This window comes from Buchnera aphidicola (Drepanosiphum platanoidis), assembly GCF_964020165.1.
Lineage (GTDB): Bacteria > Pseudomonadota > Gammaproteobacteria > Enterobacterales > Enterobacteriaceae > Buchnera_J > Buchnera_J aphidicola_BL.
In genome coordinates this window covers 295,751-321,386 of record NZ_OZ026537.1, presented here as the reverse complement: position 1 = coordinate 321,386, position 25,636 = coordinate 295,751, and the positions used below count along the sequence as shown (strand labels likewise).

Genomic DNA, 25,636 nt, shown 5'->3' with positions numbered 1-25,636 from the left:
ATTTTTTTATATACATTTTTTTTTTTTAATGATATTCTATTAAATTAAAATTTATTATTTTCTAAAAAAATAAAAAAATTTTTTTTTATAAATTTTAAAAAAATAAAAAGTTTTTTTATATTTTAAAATAAATTAAATATAATATAAAATATTAACTATTATCATATAATAATAATCTAATAAAATTATTTTAAAAATTTATTAATATTATTAATAAAAAAATAAAAAATATTATTATATTTAAAATATAAAATAGGTGATTAGCTCAGTGGTAGAGCTCCTCTCTTACACGGAGGATGTCGGCGGTTCAAGTCCGTCATCACCTAAAAAAATTTTTATTAAAAAAAAAGGGTCGTTAGCTCAGTCGGTAGAGCAGTTGACTTTTAATCAATTGGTCGCAGGTTCAAATCCTGCACGACCCAAAAAAATTTTTTTTAAATTATAAAAAAATTTATATTTTTTTAATAATTAAAAAAAAATTATATTTAAAATATAAATTTTTTAAATAAAGATATTATTTTTTTATTTTTTGAATTAGATAAAAAATTATAAATATTTTTGCAAATATTTATACCTATACCAGGTATTTTTAAAAAAAATTTTTTTGTATAATTTTTATAAAATAAATTTAAAAATTTTTCAAAAGTAACACAATGTTTTGATATTTTTTTTGAAGCTTCTTTTCCTACACCTAATATACCTAAAGAAAAAATAAATCTTTCTAAACTGATAGAATTCATATTATTAATTTGATTTAAAATTAAATTTATAGTTTTAACACTAACTTTTTTAACATTTAAAAAATTTTTTTTTTTTAATTTAAAAATATCGGAGGGATTATTTAAAATTTTATTTTTTATCAATTGTAAAATAATATTTTTTCTAAATCCAAGAATTTCTATCGCATTTTTAGAAAAAAAATGTAAAATTTTTTTTTTTTTTTGAGAAATACAAAAAAAACCATTATTACAATAATAAATATTTTTATTCTTTTCAGAAATTAAATTTGTATGACACGATGGACATTTTCTTAAAAACTTTACTTTTTTAAAATTTTTTTTTCTTCTATCAAAAATTACTCCTATAATTTTAGGAATTACATCCCCTGATCTTTGAACAATAATTGTATCTTTATAATATAAATTTAAATTTTTTATATAATTATAATTAAATAAAGAAGCTTTTTGAATAAGTACTCCTGAAATTTTTATAGGTTTAAAAATAGCAACTGGAGTAATTACTCCGGTTCTTCCAACTTCAAAGTTTACATGTAATAATGTAGATGTTTTACTTTGATTTAAAAATTTTAAAGCTAATGCCCATTTTGGAAATTTATTATTATATCCAATTAATTTCTGACTTTTTAAAGAATTTATTTTAATAACTATACCATCTATTTCAAAAGGAATCGATTTTCTTTTTCGTTTAATATATTTATAAAATTTTTTAATATCTTCAAAAGAATTTAAAAGTCGTATTTTTTTACTAATATAGAAACCAACATGTTTTATTTTTTTTAATATGTTATAAAAACTATTGTTTTCAAAATATTTAATATCGTTAAATTCTTTAAAAAAATTAAATCCATGACATACAAAAATTAAATTTCTATTTTTAGAAATCTTATAATTTTTTTGTCTTAATGAACCAGCAGCTAAATTTCTTGCAGTTGAAAAAATTAATTTTTTATTTTTTACATTCTGTTTATTTAACTTATGAAATTTTTTTTTATAAATATATATCTCTCCCCTAATTTCTAAAAAATTTGGAAATTTTTTATTATTTAAAAATTTAGGAATAGACGGTAAAAATTTAATATTTTTAGTAATATTTTCTCCTATTTCACCATTTCCTCTCATGGCAGCTGAATATAAAGTTCGATTTTTATAAATTAAATTTACAGCTACTCCATCATATTTTAATTCTCCGCAAAATTTTATTTTTTTTTTTTTTAAAATAGCTAAAACTTTTTTATAAAAATTAAACATTCCTTCAATACTAAAAGTATTTTCTAAAGATAACATTTTAGAATGATGATGTGTTAACTTAAAATTTTTTTTATTACCAAAAATATTTTTTTTTTTTTTAAAAAATTTATTTTTTTTTTTTAAATAAGAAAGTTTTTTAAATAAAATATCATAACTTAAGTCTGAAATTTTAGGCTTATTTAAAACATAATATAAATAATTATGTTTTTTTATTTCTAATTTTATTTTTTTAATTACACTCTCAATATTATTTTTCATTAACTATTACCTTACATAAAAAAACAAAAATTATTATATTGCAAAAAATAATAATATATATGAAATTAATCAAAATAATTAATATAATTTTATATCAAAAAAACTATATTTTTAATAATTTTATATTTAGAGATAAATAATTAATGTTAATATAATTATAATATGTAAAAAATTTATTCAAAATACTAAATTTTCATTTTTTTAATAAAAAAGGTAAAAAATGCTAAAAAAAAAAATTAAAATTAATGCAAAATATGGTTTTCATATTAGACCAGCTGCATTATTTGTAAAAAAAGCAAAACAATTTAAATCTGAAATATTAATTAAATTTGATGGGAAAGAAGCTAATGGAAAAAGTTTATTTAATTTACAAACTTTAGGGATATCCAAAGGTAGTATTATTACTATAATTATAAATGGAACAGATGAAAAAAAAGCATGCACATCCTTAGAAAAAATATTAATTAATTTAAACTAATAAAAATTTTTATTTTTATAATATTTAAAATATTAAAAAATTTTTTCAAAAATTTTTTAAATTTTAAATTTTATAAAAATTAATAAATATTTTTACTTAAAAATTTTCATTGAAATATTAAAAAAAATAATAAAAAGTACTTTTTTAAAATTCAAAGGTAAATTTTATGATATCAGGAATTATAGCATCCCCCGGTGTTGCTTTTGGTAAAGCTCTACTATTAGAGGAAGAAAATATTATCGTTAACAAAAAAAAAATTCTTCATAAAGAAATTGAAAATGAAATAAATCGATTTTATATTGCAAGAAAAAAATCTTTAAAACAACTAAAAAAAATCCAAATAAAAACTAAAAAAAATTTAGGAAAAAAAAAAGAAGAAATATTTGAAAGTCATATTCTTTTATTAGAAGACATAGAATTAGAAAAAGAAGTTTTATATTTGATAAAAAAAAAAAATTTTTCAGCTGAATTATCAATTAAAAAAATTATTAACAATCAAATAAAATCTTTAAAAAAAATAAAAGATGAATATCTAAGAAATAGAATAATTGATATTCAAGATATAGGCAAGAGACTTCTAAAAAATATTCTTAATATCAATACTTCTAGACTAAAAAATATTTCTCAAAAATCTATTTTAATTGCTCAAGATTTAACTCCGTCAGAAACAGCTCAAATAAATTTAAAAAATATTATAGGTTTTATTACAGAAATTGGAAGTAAAACATCACATACTTCAATTATGGCTCGATCTTTAGAAATTCCAGCAATTGTAGGAACAAAAAATATTACAAAAATTGTAAAAAATGAAGATTTTATTATTTTAAATGGACTAACAAATAATATTATTATTAATCCTTCTATTAAAGAAATAAAAAAATTTAAAAAACTCCAAAAAAAATATTTAAAAAATAAAAAAAAATTAATGTCATTGAAAAATTTACCAACTATTACTAAAGATGGTACAAAAATAGAAATTGGAGCTAATATAGGAAATTGCGAAGATGTATCTAGAGCAAAAAAATATGGAGCAGAATGTATAGGATTATATAGAACTGAATTTTTATTTATGGATAGAAATAATTTACCTTCAGAAGAAGAACAATATAAAGCTTATAAATTAGTAACTAAAAAAGTAAATAATGGATATGTAATTATTCGAACAATGGATATTGGAGGAGATAAAAATTTATCATATATGAAATTTCCTAAAGAAGAAAATCCTTTTTTAGGTTGGAGAGCAATAAGAGTATCTATTGATCGAATTGAAATATTAAATAATCAATTAAAAGCAATATTAAGAGCATCGGCTTTTGGAAAAGTAAAAATTTTATTTCCAATGATAATTTCATTGGAAGAAGTATTATTTTTAAAAAAAAAAATAAAAATATTAAAAAAAGAACTTTCTTCAAAAAATATTAAATTTGATAAAAAAATAGAAATAGGAGTAATGATTGAAACCCCGTCCTCTGCTCTTATTGCTAAAAATTTGGCAAAAGAAGTAGATTTTTTTAGTATTGGAACAAATGATTTAACCCAATATACCTTAGCTGTAGATAGAGGAAATGATTTAATTTCTCATTTATATAATCCACTACACCCTGCTGTATTAAAACTAATAAAAAAAGTCATTAACGCCTCTCATAAAGAAGGAAAATGGACAAGTATTTGTGGAGAACTTGCTGGAGAAAAAAAATCAACAGCATTATTATTAGGATTAAAAATTGATAAATTAAGTATGAACCCCTCTTCTATTCCATATATTAAACAAATAATTAGAAAATCAAATTTTAAAAAAGCCAAAGAACTAGCGAAAAAAGTTCTCAATGAATCATCATCTAAAAAAATATTAAAATTAATAAAAAAATTTAATGACCGACTAAAAATTTTTTAAAAATATTTCTTATAAACGGAAAAAAAATAAAAAATGAACTTTATTTCTAATTTTTTTAAAAAAAAAAAAAATTTTTTAATTAAAGCTCCACTTTCAGGAAAAATAATTAATATAAAAAAAGTTCCAGATGTTGTTTTTTCTAAAAAAATAGTTGGAGATGGAATAGCTATAGATCCCTCTGATAATAAAATTGTAGCTCCTTTTGATGGAAAAATTAGTAAAATATTCAGAACTTTACATGCATTTTCTATAGAATCAAAAATAGATGGAGTTCAGTTGTTTGTTCATTTCGGAATTGACACTATAAAAATGAATGGAAAAGGATTTAAATGTCATGTTAAAGAAAATCAAAATTTAAAAACAGGGGAACTAATTTTAACTGTAGATTTAAATTTATTAAAAAAAGAATCAAAATCTATAATTACTCCAATAATTATTTCAAACACAGAAGACTTTAAAAAAATTAAAAAAAAAAAAGGTAATGTAATTTTAGGAAAAAATACTATTATGAAGTTAACAAAATAAATTTTATAATAAAAAAATTTTATTTAAACGGCGATACACACGCCGTTTAAATAAAAATATAAAAAACATAAATCTGAACAATAATATCTAATTTAAAATAAAAATTATTAAAAATTTTTATTTTTTTTATATTCTATCGATAAAGTTTTTAATCTATAAAAATCTAATAATTTAATTCTTAAATTTATTAACTTTTTCTTTATAAAAACACCTTTTAATCCTTTTTTTAAAATAAATTTCACAGATATAGATTGTAAGATAAAAAATAAAATCTTCAAAATTTCTGAAGGTTTAAAATTTTTTTTCTTACATAAACAAAAATTGTTATAATAAGGGCAAAAATTAACTAAAGAAGAAATTTCATTTAATATATTAGGATTTCTCCATATGTTTATTTTATTAAAAATAAAAATTATTTTTTCAGAAGAATATAAAAATATATTATGAAAAATATAATAATATTTTATTATCATAATAGTAATATTCTTAATTTTAGTAGGAATATTTAATCTTATAAACATTTTATTTATTAGAAAAGAATAAAAATTTAATCTAAAAGACTTTTTTCTAATATCCAAATTAAAATCTAAAAACGATACTAAAAACTGACATAAAAAAATAAAACGAGTATCAAAATTAACATTTTTTTGTGAAAATTTGGCTAATCTAAAAATTAAATCAGTATTTATAGAAGTAAAATTAAAAAAAATATTTTTTAAATTTAATTTATATAAATAATAAATTTCAGGAAATAATGTTGAAAAAGCGAAACAATTATTTAATTCTAAAATATATACATGTGGAAATTTTGTATCTAAAGATTTTTTTGTCTCATTCCAAATTCTATGAGACGTTAAATTTAAAATTTCTTTTTTATCAACTATTCGTTTCATAACTTTCAAAGTTTTTTTATAAATTACAAAACCTAAATTTGATAATTTTGCAGAAAATCTTGCTACTCTTAGAACTCTTAAAGGATCTTCTTCAAAAGCATTAGAAACATGTTTTAAAAGACGATTTTTCAAATCTTTTATTCCATTAAAAGGATCTATATATTTTCCTTTACTATCTTGAGCTATAGCGTTTATTGTTAAATCTCTTCTTTTTAAATCTTGCTTTAAAGTAATATTTTTTGAATAATTTGTTAAAAATCCTGTATAACCTACTCCATTTTTTTTTTCTGTTCTAGCTAAAGCATATTCTTCAAAAGTCTTTGGATGTAAAAAAACTGGAAAATCTTTTCCAACTTGTTTATATTTTTTACTTAATAATTCTTCCGATTTACCCCCTACTATTACCCAATCTTTATCATGTACTGGAAGCTTTAATAAAAAATCTCTAACTGCCCCTCCAACTAAATATACTTTCATATTTTAAAATTGCTCTTAAAGTAAATTTTAAAAAATATAAAATTATAAAACCCATGAATCTTCAATATTCCATTTTGGATTTACAAAAATATATGAATTTTTATGATAACAATGATTAATAAACTTTAAATAACCAGCATACGCAATCATTGCTCCATTATCTGTGCAAAATTTTTGCGATGAAAAATAAATTTTTTTTTTAAATTTTTTAGAAAAAAAAATAAATTTTTTTCTTAATTTTAAATTTGAACTTACTCCACCAGTAATTACTAAACGATTTAAACCAGTTTGTAATAAACATGAAAAACATTTTTTAATTAATATTTCTATTATAGAATTTTGAAAGTCTGTTGCAATATTTGCTTTCGTCTGAAAAGATTTAGATTCGCTATATATAGTTTTTAAAACTGAAGTTTTTAATCCAGAAAAACTAAAATTAAAACATTTACTATAAATTAAAGGTTTAGGAAAATTATAATTATTTTTTTTTCCAAATTTAGAAATTTTATAAATTTCAGGTCCTCCTGGATAATTTAAATTTAAACCTCGAGCAACCTTATCAAATACTTCTCCTACACTATTATCTAAAGTTTTTCCTAAAATTATATAATCTCCAAGTTTTTTTGCATAAATTAACTGAGTATTTTTTCCAGAAATTAAAAGAGTTAAAAATGGAAATTTTAAATTTTTATGTTCTATCATAGAAGATAATAAATGACCTTCTAAATGATTAATCAAGATCATTGGTAAATTTAAAGAAAATGCAAAAGAAGAAGCAATAGATGCTCCTACTAATAAAGAACCAACCAAACCTGGGCCTGCAGTATAAGCAATAGCATCAATTTTATTTTTAGTATTTACAGAATAATTTAAACATTTTCTTAAAAATTTTAGAACATATTTTGTATGTAATCTTGCAGCTAATTCAGGAACTATGCCATAATACTTATTATGATTTTTTTTTTGATTATGTAAAAAATTTTTTACTAAACCATAAATTTCATCATATATTGCAACTCCAGTATCATCGCATGAAGTTTCTATACCTAATATTCTCATAATATACTTAATATTACCTTTTTAATAAATTATAAAATTAATAACATACAAATTTTATTATCAATCTAAAATAGAGAAAAATTATATGCCAATAATTCAAGTTCGTGAAAATGAACCATTTGATATAGCTTTAAGAAGATTTAAAAGATCATGTGAAAAAGCTGGAATTTTATCAGAAATAAGAAGAAGAGAATGTTATGAAAAACCAACTACAGCTAGAAAAAGGGCCAAAGCATCAGCAAAAAAAAGATTATCAAAAAAATTAGCTAGAGAAAATTTAAAAAGAACTAGAATGTATTAAAATTTTATAAATTTTTAAAACATCTTTAATTTAACATGCCGTTTTTAATTTAAACAAAACGGCAAAATTTTTGTTTAAAAAATTAACTTTATGAATAGAAAAATTCCAAAAGAATTTATTTACGAAATACTATCAAAAACTAACATTATAGATTTAATAGGATCTTATATAGAATTAAAAAAAAAAGGAAAAAATTATTATGCAAAATGTCCATTTCATAATGAAAAAATTCCATCTTTTGTTGTAAATTATGAAAAACAATTTTTTCATTGTTTTGGATGTCAATTACATGGAAATAGTATAGATTTTTTAATGAAATATAACAATTTAAATTTTTTAGAAACTATTAAAGAACTATCTAAATTAAACAATTTAGAATATCCAAAAAAAAAAAAAAATAATCAAGAACTTCAAAAATTTAATTATAAAAACAATCTCTTTACATTAATGAAATTCGCTAAAAAAATATATAATAAAAACATTTTTAAAAAAAATAGTAAATATGCATATAAATATCTAAAAAATAGAGGTATTAATAAAAAAATGATAGAATTTTTTTCTATCGGATTTTCAAATTTTAAAAGTAATATTAAATTATTAAATATTATAAAAAAAAAATCATTCAAAAAAATTGATATAAATGATACTGGACTATTTTATAAAAAAAAAAATAATGTTATATCTAGTAAATTTATCAATAGAATAATTTTTCCAATACGAGATATATATGGAAGAACTACGGGTTTTGGAGCTCGTATTATAAATGATAGCAATTGTCCAAAATATATAAATTCACAAGAAACAAAAATATTTTATAAAAGCCAGCAAATTTATGGACTATATGAACAAAAAAAAATTTTTAAATTATTAAAATATTTAATTTTAGTTGAAGGTTATATCGATGTTATTACATTAACACAATTTCATATAAAATATTGCGTTGGTCTATTAGGAACCACATTAAATAATGAACATTTAAAAATTTTATTTAAAAATACAAATACATTAATATACTGCTATGATGGAGATACAGCAGGAAAAAAAGCAATGTGGAATTCTTTTGTATTATCACTACCACATATATATGATAATAGAACTATTAAATTTATTTTATTACCAAAAGGAGAAGATCCAGATTCTATTATTAGAAAAGAAGGACTACATTTATTTAAAAAAAGAATATTAAATGCTTTATCTATAGATGATTTTTTATTCGAATCAATTTCAAAAAAAAAAAAAATTAAAAAAATTGAAGAAAAAACTTTTTTTTTAAAAAAATCAATTCATTTAATAAAAAAAATTCCAGGTAAACTAGTTAAATTATTTTTTTTAAAAAAATTAGGTAAAAAAGTTGGAATATCAGATTTTTATGAATTAAAAAAAATTTTTAATAACAAAAAAAAAATTACATACAAACTTAAAAAAAATAAAAAAAGTTGTCAAAAAAATATAAAAATTAAAATTTTAATTAGTCTAATCATTCAAAATCCTAATTTAGCTAAAAAAATTATAAAATTTAAAAAAATAAAAAAAATAAACTCTAAAGAATCTAAGATATTTATAAATATATTAAAAAATTGTTTAAATATAAAAAATGTTAATACCGCTAAAATTTTAGAAGTATATAGAAACAAAAAAATATTTTCTACTTTACAAAATTTATCTTCATGGAATAATATGATTTCTAAAAAAAAAATTAAAATAATATTTTTAGAAATAATAAAAAAATTATATTTAGAATCTTTAGAACGAAAACAAGAAAAAATAATTTTAAAAAGTAAAAAAAAAAAATTAACAAAAAAAGAAAAAAAAATTTTTTGGAAGATTAATAAATATATAACAAAAAAAAAATTTAATTAGTTCGTTATAAAAATTAATTACTTTCATTATTACTTAAACATTATAAAAAAAATTTTTTATAAAACTACTTAAAAATTAACATTATAAATGAGAGTCATATCATGGATCAAAACCCAAAATCTCGTTTAAAAAAACTTATAAAATATGGAAAAGAACAAGGCTATTTAACTTTTTCTGAAATTAATGATCATTTACCTGAAGATTTATCAAACTCTGAAAGAATAAATGAAATTATTCAAATGATTAACGACATGGGCATTCAAGTAGTTGATAAAATTCCTGATACAGAAAATTTAATTTTAAATAATTCAAACACTGAAAATACTGATGATGATGCTGTAGAAGAAGCAGCTCAAGTATTATCTAATGTAGAATCTGATCTTGTAAAAACCACTGATCCAATAAGAATGTATATGAGAGAAATGGGGACGGTTGAACTATTAACCAGAGAAGGAGAAATAAAAATAGCAAAAAGAATAGAAAAAGGAATTCGAACAATACAATCTTCTATAGCAGAATTTCCAAATTCTATTAATTATATTTTAGAGCAATATAATTTTTCAATTTTAGGAAAAATAAAATTATCTGATATAATTATTGGATTTATAGAAAAAAAATCTAAAAAAAAAAAAATAAAAAAAGCTAAAAAAAAAGATTATTTTGAAAGAAAAAAATGTAAAATAAAAGAAGATACAAATAATTTTTCAGAAAATTCTATAAATAAAAAATTAGTATATGAAAAATTTTTAAAACTAAAAAATCAATATTTAAAAACTATTAAAATAATTAAAAAAAAAAAACGTAATCATTACAAATCTATTAAAGAAATTAAAAAACTATCAAAAATATTTAAACAGTTTAAATTAGTTCCAAAACAATTTGATTTTTTATTAAATAAAATTAAACAACATATTACAAAAATTAAAAAACAAGAAAATAAAATAATTTTATTATGTATCAAAAAAGGTAAAATACCAAAAAAAATTTTTATTAATCATTTTTTAAAAAATGAAGCTAACTACACTTGGCTAAAAATATTTAATAAAAAAAATAGCCCATGGTTTAAAAAAATAAAAAAAATAAAAAAAAAAATAAAATTTTATATAGAAAATTTAAAAAAAATTGAAAAAAAAGTAGGAATAAAAATTACTGATATAAAAAAAATTCATAAAAAGGTTTCTATTGGAGAAATTCAAGCGAAAAAAGCAAAAAAAGAAATGGTAGAAGCAAATTTAAGATTAGTGATTTCAATTGCAAAAAAATATACTAATAGAGGATTACAATTTTTAGATTTGATTCAAGAAGGAAACATTGGATTAATGAAAGCTGTAGATAAATTTGAATATAGAAGAGGATATAAATTTTCTACATATGCAACATGGTGGATTCGACAAGCAATAACTAGATCTATAGCGGATCAAGCCAGAACAATTCGAATTCCTGTTCATATGATAGAAACAATAAATAAATTAAATAGAATTTCACGTCAGATACTGCAAGAAATAGGTAGAGAACCTACTCCAGAAGAATTATCTGAAAAAATGCTTATACCAGAAGAAAAAATTAGAAAAGTTTTAAAAATTGCAAAAGAACCAATTTCTATGGAAACTCCAATTGGAGATGATGAAGATTCACATTTAGGAGATTTCATCGAAGATACAAATTTAGAGCTTCCATTAGAATCTGCTACTTCAAAAAGTTTAAAACATGCAACAAATAATATTTTATCTGGATTAACACCTAGAGAAGCAAAAGTTTTAAGAATGAGATTTGGAATTGATATGAATACTGATCATACATTAGAAGAAGTAGGAAAACAATTTGACGTTACTAGAGAAAGAATTCGACAAATTGAAGCAAAAGCATTAAGAAAATTAAGACACCCAAGTAGATCTGAAATTTTAAAAAGTTTTTTAGATAATTAAAAATAACATAATAAAGAAATTTAGTTAACAATAATCAAAAAATTATTGTTAACAATAGTATAAAACATAAAAAAACAAAATTTTTAAAAATATTTAAATTATTTCTTAAAAAATTAAAATATAAAACATAAAAAACATTTTTTTAATTTTTTAAATTTTTATATAATTTTTCAAAATTAATTGGATCTAAATTTAACTGAGGAAAACCACTTCTACAAATTAAATTAGATACACATTCTCTTGCATAAGGAAAAAGAATATGAGGAAATTGCACTCTTAAAAAAAATAACATTTTATGCTGTGGAATATTTTTACAAAAAAATAATCCAGCTTGATGAACTTCACATAAAAATACTAATTTTGAATTTATAATAACTTTTAAAGATATTTGTAAAATTATTTCGAATAAGTTATCTTCAACATCATTATTAATAATATTAACGTTATATAAAGTTTTTGGATTCCATTTTTCATTATATATTTTTGGAGTATTTGGAGCTTCAAATGAAATATCTTTTATATAAACTTTTTTGAGATTAAAGAAAATTTTTTTTTTATTGATTTTATTAGTTAAATCCATAATAATATTACTCTTTATTTAATATTAAAAAAAATAAAAAATTTTATTTTTTAAAAATATAAAAAATATTTGTCAAAGTATAATATATTTTATATATTTTTTTTAAAAAATATTTTAATTAATATTACAAAATTTTAAAAAATTAATGCGATTAACAAAAAAATTAATAATAACTTTTTAAATATTTTTTTGCTCGCTTAATTGCTTTTAAAACTTGAAATTTTGAAGTACCTCCTTTAGAATTTCTTTTTTTTATACATGAATTTAAACTAATATATTCATAAACATCTTTAGAAATTACTGAACTATATTTTTTCAATTGAACTAAATTTAGTTCTTCTAAAGATTTATTTTTAGAAATTGCATACAATACAATTTTTCCAACTATATCATGTGCACTTCTAAAAGCAATTTTTTTACTAACTAAATAATCAGCTAAATCAGTAGAATTACTATATCCTTTCATAGCAGAAATTTTACATATTTTATGATTTATTTTAAGATTTTTTAAAACAATAATACTCATCTGAATACAATCTTTCCATACATTTATAGATTTAAAAAGATGTTCTTTGTCCTCTTGTAGATCTTTATTATAAGCTAAAGGAAGAGCTTTTAATAAAACCAAAAGAGAAATTAAAGACCCATAAACTCCACTCGTTTTTCCTCTAATTAACTCTAATGCATCAGGATTTTTTTTTTGAGGCATTAAAGATGAACCAGAAGTTACTAAATCTGATAATTCTATAAAATTTAATTCTCCGGAATTAAAAAAAATTAAATCTTCAGAAAATCTTGATAGATGCATCATACTTATAGAAGCTGAAGATAAAAGTTCAATTACATAATCTCTATCTGAAACACTATCTAAACTATTTTCGGTAGATTCTTTAAAATTCATTAATTTTGCTAGTTTATCTCTATTAATATTCCCAGCAGTTCCAGATAATGCTCCTGAACCCAAAGGACTAATATCTAATCTCGACAAACAATCATCTAATCTTTGAAAATCTCTTTTAAACATTTCGAAATAAGCTAAAAACCAATGAGCAAAAGAAATAGGTTGAGCATTTTGCAAATGTGTATAACCCGAGACATAAGAAGAAATGTGATTTTCTGCAAGATTAAGTAATTTATTTTGAAATTTTAAAATTAATTTTTTAATTTTATTTATTTGATATTTACACCATAATTTTAAATCTGTTGAAACTTGATCATTTCTACTTCTTCCAGAATGCAATTTTTTACCTAAATCACCTATCATGTTTATTAACTGTTCTTCTACCCAAGAATGAATATCTTCTGCGTGACTTAAAAATATTTTTTTAGGATTTTCTTTAGTTTCTTTCAATAATATATTCAAAGCATTTTCTAATTTAATTTGTTCAGATTTAGTAATAATTTTAGAAGAACATAAAATTTTTGACCAAGCAATAGAAGCAATGATATCAAATTTTATTAAAAAATAATCAAATTTTAAAGAATTATTAAATTTACTAAAAAAAAAATTAGATTTTTTTTTAAATCTACCACCCCAAAGACTCATAATTAAAACCTATTATTAAAAGTTAAATTTAAATAATTAAATTTTTATAAAAAAAGACTAAAAAATTTAAAAAAATATAAAATAAAGAAATATTATTTATTTTTTGACATTATTTTTGAAGATAAAGAATATATGTTTATAAAACCAGATGCATCTTTCTGATTGTAAACGGAATCTTTTTCAAATGTAGAATAAGATTTAGAATATATAGAATTATTAGATCGTTTTTTAATAACTGTAATTGAACCTTTATATAATTTAATCAACACTTCTCCATTGACTTTTTTAGATATTTGATTAGAAGATACCTGAAGAACTTTTCTAATAGGCAAAAACCATTTTCCATCATATACAATTTGTGACATTTGCAATCCTATAATTTGTCTCCAATAAAAACATTCTCTATCTAAAGTTAATTGTTCTATTGATCGAATTGCCTCATACATAATAGATCCCCCTGGAGTTTCATAACATCCTCTAGATTTCATTCCAATCAAACGATTTTCAACAATATCTATTCTCCCTACTCCATGCAAAGAACCTATATAATTAAGTTTTTTTAAACATTTTATAGGAGACATAAATACTTTATCTACTCCAATTACATGTCCTTTTTTTATACTTATTAAAACATATTGTGGTTTTTCAGAAGAAATTTCTGGGTTCTTAGTCCATACCCATGTGTTTTTTTTAGGTTTACTCCAAGTATCTTCAAGATTACCTCCTTCTGTAGAAATATGAAATATATTTTCATCTCTACTATATATTTTTTTTAAAGAAGCATCGGTGGTAATATTTTTATTTTTTAAATATTTTATAAGATCTTTTCTAGATTTCATATTCCATTCTCTCCATGGAGCAATTATTTTAATTTTAGGAGATAAAAAAGCATAAGCCATTTCAAATCTTACCTGATCATTTCCTTTTCCAGTTGCTCCATGACAAACAAATTTTGCTTTGATTTTATTTGCCAACTGAATTTGAGCTTTAGCTATTATAGGTCTAGCTATAGCTGTTCCTAACAAATATTTTCCTTCATATAACGCTCCAGTTTTTAAAACAGGGTAAACATATTTTTTTACAAAAACTTTTTTTAAATCTATAACATAACATTTTGATGCTCCAGAATTTATTGCTTTTGTTTCAATCCCTAATAAATCTTTTTTTGATTGGCCTACATCAGCAACCATTGCAATTACATCTAAATCATAATTTTCTTTTAACCATGGAATAATAGCTGAAGTATCTAATCCCCCTGAATACGCTAAAACTACTTTTTCTTTTTTAGAATTATTTTTAACAAACATAAATAAATATCTCCTAATAAAAAATTAAAAAATTTTTTATAATATAATAAAATAAAAATAATATTTTAAAAAATTTAATGCAAAAAATAAAAAAATTTTGTAATTTTATAAAAAAAATTATAATTTGTTTTATTATTAAACTTTATGATTTTTGACTAATAAAATAATAAATTTTAAATTTTAAAGTTATAATAAATATATAATTATAATATTATTGATATAAAATTAATTTTATTAAAAAATTTATTTTACATAATTTAAAATATTTAATATATTTTATAAATTTTTTTATATATTGTATATCATATATATATAACAATATATAATATATATATATATTAATTTAAATAAATAAAAAAAAATAAAATATTAATATTTTGTTTTATTAAAAATTTTTTTATTAACTAAATAAAAAAATTAATATCTATAAAAAACATTATTTAATAATATATAAATAAAAATTAATTAATCTTTAATTAATTTTATTAAAAACAAATTGTTTGTGTTATTTAAAAATATTTTTTTAAAAAATACTTTTATAATATTAAAAAAAGTTTAAATAATAAGTTATAATTCACTTTTTTTTAAAAGAAATTAATTAATTTTAAAAATTTAAAAAAAATTTTACAATATTTTTAATTTTATACATTCACTATATTTTTTAAAAAATTTTAATTTAATATAAAAAATACATAACAATTAATACTAAAAAATTTAATATTTTTTAAAAAATTTTAAATGTTTTATATAAAATTATAAATAATATTAAATTATTTTAACATTATTATAACTATAATAATTAAATCATAAAATAATTATATTATATTAATTTTATAAAAAATATTTAGAAAATTAAAATAATGTATAAAAAATTATTAACAAAAAAATGTTAAAAATATAAAAAAATTTATTATAATAAAATATTTTAAATTTTTTATAATAATAAATTTATTTTAATATATAATATTTATTTAAAATTTATAAAAGAATTTTTTCATATATTTTTAATATAAATTAAATATTATCACTATAATATTTATTATTAAAATACGTATATAGATAATAATAAAAAAAAAATTTTATATTAAATTTTTATAATAAAAATTATAATTTTTTAATTTTTTTAATTTAATTTTGTTATTAATAATACTTAATTTAAAAAATTTTAAAAATTAATTATTATAAACAAAAAATTTTTATTATTTTTATTTTTTATATAATAAAAAATTTTTATATTTATATGTTATTATAAAAAAATTAATTTAAAAAATAAAAAAATTTATTTTTTTATTATTTTATAATAATTTTATATACTTTTTATTAATTAATTATCAAAATAAATCATAAATAAAAATATTATCTTAAAAATATTTATTATTTTAAATAAATAAACAATTTTATCAAAAATTAAAAAATAATTTTTTAAAAATTTATTTAAAATAAAAAATAATAAATATAAAAATTTTTATTTTATAATTTGATATTTTTTTTAAAAATATATATAATTCTCATTTAAGAAAAAAATTAATTTAAATTTATTTTATTTTTTATAAAAAAATAAATAACAAATATAATATAATATTTAAAAATTTAATAATACATTTAAAAATTTTTTAATTTATATATAATTTAAATTATAATATAATTAAAAATTATATTTATTTTTTTATCATAAACTAAAATTTTAATTTTAAAATTTTTAATTTTTATAAAATTAATATAAAATTTATCTAAATTATTAATTTTTAATAATATATTTATTAAAATTATATAAATTAACTAAAAATTAAAAAATTAAACAAATTTTTTAAAAATACAATTTTTAATTAAAATATTTTATTATTTAAACTTTAAATTTTTTAAATTTCAAAAAACTTAAAAAACAAGTATAAAATAAATAAATAAATTTGCCGGCTTAGCTCAGCAGGTAGAGCAACTGACTTGTAATCAGTAGGTCACCAGTTCAATTCCGGTAGCCGGCATAAAAAAAAAATCATTAAAAATATTTTTAAATTTTATATATTAAAAATTTAATTTAATAAATAATATTATAAATTATTTTTTATCAAAAATTTTAATTATTAAAAAAATAATTAAAATTTTAATTCTTAATAATTATAAAAATGATGTAAATTATATTAATTAAATGTATAATTAATATAATTTTTTATAATTTTTAAAAAATATTTAAATTTTTAAATAAAAAATAATTAAAATTTTAATTATTTTTTTATAAAAATTTTAATAAAAAATTAATTAATTTTATTTTAATTATTAAAAATTTAATTAAAAAAAATTTAATAAAAATAGGTGGGATGCCCGAGTGGCCAAAGGGAGCAGACTGTAAATCTGATGTCTTACGACTTCGAAGGTTCAAATCCTTCTCCCACCAAAAAAATTTTTATAAATTTTTAAAATCTTATAATAATTTTATATTATTATTTTTTATTTAAAAATTTAAAAAAAATATAAAATTTTTGCGAGCATCATATAAGGGTTATTATCTCAGCCTTCCAAGCTGATGATGCGGGTTCGATTCCCGCTGCTCGCTAAAAAAATTAAATTTTTAATTTTAAAAAATCAGAAATAAAAACATTTTTAAAATTTTCTGCTGGTATGGCTTAGAGGTTAAAGCACACCCTTGGTAAGGGTGAGATCCCCAGTTCAAATCTGGGTATCAGCAAAAAAATATAATAATAAAAATAAAATAAAATTATTAAAAATAAAAATATTAAATTTATTTTATAAATTATAAATTTAATTAAAAATTTTTTATTTATGATTTTTAAAGGAAAATAATGGTTTTTAAAAAAATATTTCAATATTTAAATTTATCAAATTTTAAAAAAATTATAAAATTTTTTAGTTTTATAATATTTATTATTACTTTTATTATTATATTTTTTAAATATTACAACATGAATTATATAAATAAAAGTATTTCTATTATCGTTTTAATAACCTCTTTTATATCTTTTTTAAATAATTCAAAATATAAAAAAATAATAATTCTTAAATTATTAGAACTAAAATCAGAAATAAAAAAAATAAAATGGCCAAATATTCAAGAAACTTTATATATGACTTTATTCATTATATTAATTAGTACTATAGTTTCTATTATTTTATGGAGTTTAGATAATATTATAATGCATTTAATTTCTTATTTAACATCTTTAACTATCCCTCTACAAGATTTTTAAAATTAATACAATAATAATATTTTAAATTTAAAAATAATTAAAAATTTTAATAAAATGTTAAAAAAAAAATGGTATGTTCTTCAATCAATTTCTGGAATGGAAGAAAAAGTTGTAGATTCAATTAAAACTTCTATAAAAGAAAAAAATTTATCAAATATGTTTGGGAAAATTATGATTCCCTCAGAAAAAGTAATAGAAATAAAAAAAGGAAAAAAAAAGAAAAGTGAATATAAATTTTTTCCTGGATATATTTTAATAGAAATGTTTATGAATGAAATTAATTGGCATATAATAAAAAATATACCAAAAGTAATGGGATTTATAGGTGGAACTTCTGAAAAACCTTTACCAATCAAAAAATATGAAATAAAAAAAATTTTAAAAAAATTAAAAAAAATAGGAAATACTCCTAGACCAAAAGTATTATTTGAGCCAGGTGAAACTTTAAGAATAAAAGAAGGTCCTTTTTCTGATTTTCATGGAATTGTAGAAGAAGTTGATTATGATAAAAATAGATTAAAAGTTTCAGTTTCAATTTTTGGAAGATCTACTCCAGTAGAACTTGATTTTAGTCAAATTGAAAAAAATTAAACTAATTTAATTCCAAATAAGCAAAAAACATTTAATTAAAAATTTTTTATAATATAAAAATAATTTTAATTCATTTACTTTATTATTTAATTTTACTTTAAAATACTGAAAATTTTATGAAAAAAAATATACAATCATATATAAAATTACAAATTCCAGCTGGAAATGCAAATCCGAGCCCTCCTATAGGACCAGCATTAGGACAAAAAGGAGTTAATATAATGGAATTTTGTAAATCATTTAATTTAAAAACTCAATCTTTAGAAAAAGGACTTCCTATTCCAGTAATAATTACAGTTTATCAAGATAAAAGTTTTTCTTTTATAACTAAAACTCCTCCAGCATCAAACTTATTAAAAAAAGCAGCAGGAATAAAATTAGGATCTAAAATTCCATCAAAAGAAAATGTAGCAGAAATAGATTTTTCCAAAATTATAGAAATTGCAAAAATAAAAAAACCGGATATGACAGGTTCAAATTTAGAAAAAATATGTAGTTGCATTATTGGAACAGCAAAATCTATGGGAATAAAAGTAAAAATTAAAAATAAAAAAACTTAAAAAAAATTAAAAATTAAATCATTATATGAAAAAAAAACTTAATACAACACAAAAAAATTCTTTTACATTAAAAGAAGCTATTAAAATATTAAAAAAACAAAAAAGAAAAAAATTTGTTGAAAACATTGATATTGCAATAAATCTTGGAATAGACACAAAACAACCAGATCAAAATATTCGAGGAGTTATAAATTTACCATATGGATTAAAAAAAAAAATAAAAGTTGCAGTTTTTACAAATGAAGAAAAATTAGTAAAAGAAGCTAAAAAAGCAAAAGCAGATGCAATAGGAACAAATGATTTATTAAAAATAATAAAAAAAAATAAAAAAAAATTTAATGTAATTTTAGCAACTAAAGATACTATAAAATTAGTAAGCAAATTAGGTCCAATTTTAGGACCTAGAAATTTAATGCCAAATTTAAAATTTGGAACTATCACTAATAAAATTTATGATACGGTTAAAAAAATAAAAAAAGGTCAAATTAGATTTAAAAATGATAAAAATGGAATTATACATGCTTCTATCGGAAAAATAAATTTTAAATATAAAAAAATAAAAAAAAATTTTTTAAAAATAATTTCTACAATAACATCTTTAAAACCTAATAAAGTAAAAGGACAGTATATAAAAAAAATTTTTTTATCTAAAACTATGGGAAAATCTATTTTAATAAAAATTTTAAAAAATAAAATTAAAAAATATAATAAAAATTAAAATATTTTTATTATTTGTTTATCTTTTATTTTATTTTATATTACTTCTAAATACAAATAAAAAATAACATTAAATTTTAAAATAAAAATTTTTATTTAAATTTTTATTTGTATATTAATATGAAAAAATAATATTTTATATTTTTTAAAATATAACTATAAATAAAAATTTATAAAATTAAATCAGATAAAAAGGAAAAAATTTTTTAAAATATAATTATACAGTTTATATTATTTATTTAATAATATATATAAAATTATTATATATAATTAATAATAAAAATAATATAAATATAAATAAAATAATTATAAAAGATTTTTTTTAAAAAATCTATAGGCAAAAAAATGGCTTTAAATATAAAAAAAAAAAAAGAAATTATAAAAAAAATAAATTATCTTTCTAATAATTCTATTTCTGCGGTAATTGCAGATTCAAACAAAATTACATCAAATGAAATTAATAAGTTAAGAAAAAAATCCAGAAAATCTGGAGTTAAAATTACTATTGTTAAAAATACTCTTTTAAAAAAAGCAATTAAAAAAACACCTATAAAATGTTTATTAAAAATAATCTCAGGATTTACTTTAATTGCCCATTCTATGGATCATCCAGGAACTGCAGCTAAATTATTAATTAAATTTTCTAAAAAAAATAAAAATTTTATAATAAAAGGAGCATCATTTAATAAAAAATTTTTATCTTTTAAAAAAATAAAAAAATTAGCAAAAATTCCAACATATTTAGAATCCATACAAAAAATTTTATTTCTTTTAAAAGATTTATCTATTGGAAAATTACTACGATTAATATGTTCTTTAAAAAATAAAAAAAAATTGGAAAAATTAAAAAAATAAAATTTATTTCAGGAAAAAAAAATGTCTATTACTCATCAAGAAATATTAGAATCTATATCAAAAATGTCTGTTATGGAAATTATGGAATTAATCTCTGCAATAGAAAAAAAATTTAATGTTTCTGCTAATATTAATATTGTTAATAATCCTACAGAAAAACAAGAAATTAAAAAAGAAAAAACTGAATTTAATGTATTTTTAAAATCAATTGGAAAAAATAAAATTTCAGTTATTAAAGCTGTAAGAAGTACAACTAGTTTAGGATTAAAAGAAGCTAAAGATTTAGTTGAATCTGCTCCTGTTATGATTAAAGAAAAAATTAATAAAAATGAGTCTGAATTACTAAAAAAAGCTTTAGAATCAGCAGGCGCTGAAGTTGAGATTAAATAAAAATTGTTAAAAATTTAATTTTAATTTTTAATATTTAGTCGCTGGTGATTAATAAAGTCACCAGCTTTTTTTAGTTTTTTACATATTTAAAAAAAAATTTTTATAAAAAAAATTAAAAATAAATAAATTCAAAATCCCCCCCTCCAAAATAAAAATTATTATAATTATACTTATGAAGGTAAAATGAATTATTCTAATACAGAAAAAAAAAGAATTCGAAAAAATTTTGGAAAACAATCTCAAATTTTAAAAATTCCATATTTACTCTCCATACAAATAGATTCATACAAAAAATTTATAAAAAAAAAAAAAAATTCTAATTTTGGATTAGAATCAGCTTTAAAGTCAATTTTTCCAATAAAAAATTATAATAAAACTTCTGAAATACAATATGTTGATTATAATTTAGGAAAATGTCATTTCACTGTATCAGAATGTTTAAAAAGAGGAGCCACATATGCAGCTCCTCTACGAACAATTTTAAGACTAATAATTTATGAAAAAAAAGAAAATTCTAATATTTATATAAAAAACATAAAAGAACAAGAAGTTTACATGGGGGAAATTCCATTAATGACAAAAAATGGAACATTCGTAATTAATGGAACAGAAAGAGTAGTTGTATCTCAATTACATAGAAGCCCTGGAGTATTTTTTGATAGTGATAAAGGAAAAGTTCATTCTTCTGGAAAAATTTTATATAGCGCTAGAATTATACCTTATAGAGGATCTTGGTTAGATTTTGAATTTGATGCAAAAGATCATATTTTTGCAAGAATTGATAGAAGAAAAAAACTACCTGTCAGCATTTTATTAAAAGCTTTAGGATATAATGAAGAGGAAATATTAAAAATATTTTTTAAAGAAACTACTTACAAAATCAAAAAAAATAAAATATATATGGTTCTTGTTCCAAAAAGATTAAAAGGAGAAATTATACCATTTAAAATATTAAAAAAAAATGGCAATATTTTATTTAAAAAAAATCAAAGAATTACTAATAAACATATTGAAAAAATCAAAAAAAATAAAATTTCTTATATTAAAAATATTTCTTATGATTATTTAATTGGAAAGATTTCTTCAAAAAATTATAAAAATCCAAAAAATAATAAAAACATTATAAAAGCTAATCAACCATTTACAAAAAAAATAATAAAAAAATTTAAAAAATATAAAATTAATAATATTAAAACTATATTTACTAATAACTCTGATCACGGATCATATATTTCTGATACATTAAAATTTGATTTAGTTAAAGATAAATCTCAAGCATTAATGGAAATATATAGAATTATGAGACCAGGTGAACCACCAACCAAAGAATCATCTGAAAGATTATTTAAATCATTATTTTTTTCTGAAGAAAAATATGATTTATCTCCTGTGGGAAGAATGAAATTAAATAAATCTATAAAATCAAAAAAAAAAAATAAATCTGGAATTTTGAATAAAAAAGATATTATAAACGTTATTAAAAAATTAATTAATATTAAAAATGGAAAAGGAATAGTAGATGATATTGATCATTTAGGTAATAGAAGAGTGCGATCTGTAGGAGAAATGACAGAAAATCAATTTAGATTAGGTTTAATTCGATTAGAGAGATCTGTAAAAGAAAAAATTTCTTCTAATGATATAGATAATATTATGCCTCAAGATGTAATAAATGCAAAACCAATTTCAGCCGCAATAAAAGAATTTTTTAGCTCTAGCCAATTATCGCAATTTATGGATCAAAATAATCCTTTAGCAGAAATTACCCATAAAAGAAGAATATCTGCGTTAGGAATTGGAGGATTAACTAGAGAAAGAGCTGGATTTGAAGTAAGAGACGTTCATCCAACTCACTATGGAAGAGTATGCCCAATAGAAACCCCTGAAGGTCCAAATATTGGATTAATTAATTCATTATCAGTATTTGCTAGAACCAACAAATATGGATTTTTAGAAACACCTTATCGAAAAGTAATAAAAGGAATTGTAACTAAAAAAATTTTTTATTTATCTGCTATTGAAGAAGGAGATTTTATAATAGCTCAAGCTAATACTAAGTTAGACAAAAAAAATAGAATATTACATAAATTAGTCCCTTGTAGACACAAAAATGAATCTAATTTATTCGAAAGAAAAAAAATTAATTATATAGATGTATCTCCTCAACAAATAGTATCAGTTGGAGCATCTTTAATACCATTTTTAGAACATGATGATGCTAATAGAGCTTTAATGGGCGCTAATATGCAAAGACAAGCTGTTCCTTTAATAAAATCTGAAGCTCCTTTAATTGGAACTGGAATGGAAAAATTTGTAGCAAAAGATTCAGGTTCTACAGTATTGTCTAAAAAAAAAGGAATAGTAAAATATTTAGATTCATACAAAATTATAATCGAATCAAATAATAAAAATTTAAAAAAAAATGAATTAGGAATTCATATTTATTATTTAAAAAAATATAATCGTTCAAATCAAAATACTTGTATTAATCAAACACCGTGTGTATCTATAGGAGAAAAAGTTGAAAAAAATGATATTATAGCAGATGGCCCTGCAACTGATTTAGGAGAATTAGCTTTAGGCCAAAATATGCGTGTTGCATTTATGCCATGGAATGGATATAACTTTGAAGATTCAATATTAATTTCTGAAAAAGTCGTTAAAGAAAATAGATTTTCAAGTATTCATATTCAAGAATTATCTTGTATTTGTCGTGATACAAAATTAGGAAAAGAAGAAATTACAGCCGATATACCAAATGTAGGAGCTTCAGCATTATCAACATTAGATGAATCTGGAATAGTATATATAGGAGCTGAAGTTAATGGAGGGGATATCTTAGTAGGAAAAGTAACTCCTAAAGGAGAAACTCAATTAACACCAGAAGAAAAATTATTACGAGCAATATTTGGAGAAAAAGCTTCAGATGTAAAAGATTCATCATTAAGAGTTCCAAACGGCACTTCAGGGACAATTATTAATGTGCAAATTTTTACAAGGGATGGAGTAAAAAAAGACAAAAGAACTTTAGATATTGAAAAAATTAATTTTAAAAAATCTAAAAAAAATTTTAAAAAAGAATTTACTGTTTATAAAAAACATTTTTTTAAAAGAATAACAAAAATATTAAAAAAAAATGATATTTCTTTTGAAAATAATAAAAATGATTTTGAAAAAATTTTTATGTTAAAAATAAAAAATAAATCTATAAAAGAAGAAATTATACAATTAAAAAAACAGTATTTTACTTTAAAAAAAAAATTAAAAAAAAAATTAAAAAAAAAAAAAAAAAAAATTTCTCAGGGATGCGACTTATCTCCAGGAATTTTAAAAATTGTAAAAATATGTTTAGCTGTAAAAAGAAACATACAACCTGGAGATAAAATGTCTGGAAGACATGGCAATAAAGGAGTAATTTCTAAAATAAATCCAGTAGAAGATATGCCTTATGATGAAAATGGAGTTCCTGTAGATATTGTTCTAAATCCTTTGGGAGTTCCATCAAGGATGAACATTGGTCAAATTTTAGAAACACATTTAGGAATGGCAGCTAAAGGAATTGGTGAAAAAATATCTAAATTATTAAAAAAAGAAAAAAAAATATTTTTTTTAAGAAAATTTTTAAAAAAAATATTTACTCAAAATAATAATATATCTCAAAAAATTGATTTCAATAATTTTACTAATGAAGAAATTTTAGAATTATCTAACAACTTTAAAAATGGGATTTCAATGGCAACTCCAGTATTTGATGGAGCTACAGAACTTGAAATTAAAGAATTTTTAAAATTAGGAGGATTTGATAAATCTGGTCAAATATTACTTTTTGATGGAAAAACAGGAGAAAAATTTGAAAGATTAGTCACTGTAGGATACATGTATATTTTAAAACTAAATCATTTAGTAGACGACAAAATGCATGCTAGATCTACTGGATCATATAGTTTAGTTACTCAACAACCATTGGGAGGTAAATCTCAATTTGGAGGTCAAAGATTTGGAGAAATGGAAGTTTGGGCATTAGAAGCATATGGAGCATCTTATACTTTACAAGAAATGTTAACAGTAAAATCAGATGATGTTACTGGTAGAATAAAAATGTATAAAAATATAGTCGATGGAAATCATAAAATGGAACCTGGAATGCCAGAATCATTTAATGTTTTAGTAAAAGAAATTCGCTCATTAGCTATTAATATCGATTTAGAAAATTAATAATATTTATAAAA

General features: G+C 19.1%; 19 protein-coding genes and 6 tRNA genes. 19 read left to right on the top strand and 6 right to left on the bottom strand.

Annotated features, from left to right (window positions below; all coding sequences use genetic code 11):
* Nucleotides 1-254: 254 nt before the first annotated feature.
* Together AACL42_RS01570 and AACL42_RS01565 are read left to right on the top strand one after the other, a co-directional pair.
* Nucleotides 255-326: transfer RNA gene (locus tag AACL42_RS01570), tRNA-Val, on the top strand.
* A gap of 23 nt (nt 327-349) precedes the next feature.
* Nucleotides 350-422: transfer RNA gene (locus AACL42_RS01565), tRNA-Lys, on the top strand.
* Between the two features lie 63 nt (nt 423-485).
* Here AACL42_RS01565 and ligA read toward each other — a convergent pair.
* The gene (gene ligA, locus AACL42_RS01560) at nt 486-2,246 is read right to left on the bottom strand and encodes an NAD-dependent DNA ligase LigA (protein WP_340147401.1); all 1,761 of its coding nucleotides are present in this window, start codon (nt 2,244-2,246) and stop codon (nt 486-488) included.
* A 220-nt stretch (nt 2,247-2,466) separates the two neighbouring features.
* Here ligA and AACL42_RS01555 point away from each other — a divergent pair, with 220 nt between their 5' ends.
* From AACL42_RS01555 to AACL42_RS01545, 3 genes are all read left to right on the top strand, one after another.
* Entirely contained in the window at nt 2,467-2,724 is a 258-nt protein-coding gene (locus AACL42_RS01555; RefSeq protein ID WP_340147400.1) for an HPr family phosphocarrier protein, read from the top strand.
* A 166-nt stretch (nt 2,725-2,890) separates the two neighbouring features.
* On the top strand, nt 2,891-4,618 hold the full coding sequence (ptsI, locus tag AACL42_RS01550; RefSeq protein WP_340147399.1) for a phosphoenolpyruvate-protein phosphotransferase PtsI: 1,728 nt from the start codon (nt 2,891-2,893) through the stop codon (nt 4,616-4,618).
* Nucleotides 4,619-4,651: 33 nt separating this feature from the next.
* Complete coding sequence (locus tag AACL42_RS01545; protein ID WP_340147398.1) at nt 4,652-5,143, top strand: glucose PTS transporter subunit IIA; 492 nt, start codon at nt 4,652-4,654, stop codon at nt 5,141-5,143.
* A gap of 107 nt (nt 5,144-5,250) precedes the next feature.
* Here the strand turns inward: AACL42_RS01545 and AACL42_RS01540 are convergent, their stop codons facing one another.
* Nucleotides 5,251-6,513: a hypothetical protein gene (locus tag AACL42_RS01540; protein WP_340147397.1), complete on the bottom strand. Its 1,263-nt coding sequence runs from the start codon at nt 6,511-6,513 to the stop codon at nt 5,251-5,253.
* A 42-nt stretch (nt 6,514-6,555) separates the two neighbouring features.
* Entirely contained in the window at nt 6,556-7,572 is a 1,017-nt protein-coding gene (tsaD, locus tag AACL42_RS01535; RefSeq protein WP_340147396.1) for a tRNA (adenosine(37)-N6)-threonylcarbamoyltransferase complex transferase subunit TsaD, read from the bottom strand.
* A gap of 85 nt (nt 7,573-7,657) precedes the next feature.
* Here tsaD and rpsU point away from each other — a divergent pair, with 85 nt between their 5' ends.
* From rpsU to rpoD, 3 genes are all read left to right on the top strand, one after another.
* Nucleotides 7,658-7,873, top strand: a complete 216-nt coding sequence (rpsU, locus tag AACL42_RS01530; RefSeq protein ID WP_340147395.1) for a 30S ribosomal protein S21 — start codon at nt 7,658-7,660, stop codon at nt 7,871-7,873.
* Between the two features lie 90 nt (nt 7,874-7,963).
* Complete coding sequence (gene dnaG / locus AACL42_RS01525; protein WP_340147394.1) at nt 7,964-9,733, top strand: DNA primase; 1,770 nt, start codon at nt 7,964-7,966, stop codon at nt 9,731-9,733.
* A gap of 101 nt (nt 9,734-9,834) precedes the next feature.
* Entirely contained in the window at nt 9,835-11,658 is a 1,824-nt protein-coding gene (gene rpoD / locus AACL42_RS01520; RefSeq protein ID WP_340147393.1) for an RNA polymerase sigma factor RpoD, read from the top strand.
* 142 nt (nt 11,659-11,800) lie between these two features.
* Here the strand turns inward: rpoD and secB are convergent, their stop codons facing one another.
* From secB to AACL42_RS01505, 3 genes are all read right to left on the bottom strand, one after another.
* Complete coding sequence (gene secB, locus AACL42_RS01515) at nt 11,801-12,238, bottom strand: protein-export chaperone SecB (RefSeq protein WP_340147392.1); 438 nt, start codon at nt 12,236-12,238, stop codon at nt 11,801-11,803.
* Between the two features lie 163 nt (nt 12,239-12,401).
* Nucleotides 12,402-13,784: an argininosuccinate lyase gene (argH, locus tag AACL42_RS01510; RefSeq protein ID WP_340147391.1), complete on the bottom strand. Its 1,383-nt coding sequence runs from the start codon at nt 13,782-13,784 to the stop codon at nt 12,402-12,404.
* Between the two features lie 92 nt (nt 13,785-13,876).
* Nucleotides 13,877-15,091 (bottom strand): argininosuccinate synthase, encoded by a 1,215-nt coding sequence (locus AACL42_RS01505; RefSeq protein WP_340147390.1) that lies wholly within the window; start codon nt 15,089-15,091, stop codon nt 13,877-13,879.
* 1,909 nt (nt 15,092-17,000) lie between these two features.
* Between AACL42_RS01505 and AACL42_RS01500 the strand changes: the two genes are divergently transcribed.
* The 11 genes from AACL42_RS01500 (at nt 17,001) to rpoB (ending at nt 25,622) form a co-directional block, all read left to right on the top strand.
* Nucleotides 17,001-17,073, top strand: a tRNA-Thr gene (locus AACL42_RS01500).
* A 327-nt stretch (nt 17,074-17,400) separates the two neighbouring features.
* Nucleotides 17,401-17,483, top strand: a tRNA-Tyr gene (locus AACL42_RS01495).
* A gap of 87 nt (nt 17,484-17,570) precedes the next feature.
* A tRNA-Gly gene (locus AACL42_RS01490) sits at nt 17,571-17,642 on the top strand.
* A 59-nt stretch (nt 17,643-17,701) separates the two neighbouring features.
* A tRNA-Thr gene (locus AACL42_RS01485) sits at nt 17,702-17,774 on the top strand.
* A 235-nt stretch (nt 17,775-18,009) separates the two neighbouring features.
* Nucleotides 18,010-18,294: a preprotein translocase subunit SecE gene (secE, locus tag AACL42_RS01480; protein WP_340147389.1), complete on the top strand. Its 285-nt coding sequence runs from the start codon at nt 18,010-18,012 to the stop codon at nt 18,292-18,294.
* Nucleotides 18,295-18,348: 54 nt separating this feature from the next.
* A complete protein-coding gene (gene nusG / locus AACL42_RS01475) occupies nt 18,349-18,885 on the top strand; it encodes a transcription termination/antitermination protein NusG (protein WP_340147388.1) in 537 nt (178 codons plus the stop codon).
* A 116-nt stretch (nt 18,886-19,001) separates the two neighbouring features.
* A complete protein-coding gene (gene rplK / locus AACL42_RS01470; RefSeq protein WP_340147387.1) occupies nt 19,002-19,445 on the top strand; it encodes a 50S ribosomal protein L11 in 444 nt (147 codons plus the stop codon).
* A 25-nt stretch (nt 19,446-19,470) separates the two neighbouring features.
* On the top strand, nt 19,471-20,163 hold the full coding sequence (rplA, locus tag AACL42_RS01465; protein WP_340147386.1) for a 50S ribosomal protein L1: 693 nt from the start codon (nt 19,471-19,473) through the stop codon (nt 20,161-20,163).
* A gap of 344 nt (nt 20,164-20,507) precedes the next feature.
* Nucleotides 20,508-21,017 carry a 50S ribosomal protein L10 gene (rplJ, locus tag AACL42_RS01460; RefSeq protein ID WP_340147385.1) on the top strand — a complete coding sequence of 170 codons (510 nt, stop codon included), beginning with the start codon at nt 20,508-20,510 and terminating at the stop codon, nt 21,015-21,017.
* A 21-nt stretch (nt 21,018-21,038) separates the two neighbouring features.
* On the top strand, nt 21,039-21,407 hold the full coding sequence (rplL, locus tag AACL42_RS01455; RefSeq protein ID WP_340147384.1) for a 50S ribosomal protein L7/L12: 369 nt from the start codon (nt 21,039-21,041) through the stop codon (nt 21,405-21,407).
* Nucleotides 21,408-21,590: 183 nt separating this feature from the next.
* Nucleotides 21,591-25,622: a DNA-directed RNA polymerase subunit beta gene (gene rpoB / locus AACL42_RS01450; RefSeq protein ID WP_340147383.1), complete on the top strand. Its 4,032-nt coding sequence runs from the start codon at nt 21,591-21,593 to the stop codon at nt 25,620-25,622.
* Nucleotides 25,623-25,636: the final 14 nt, after the last annotated feature.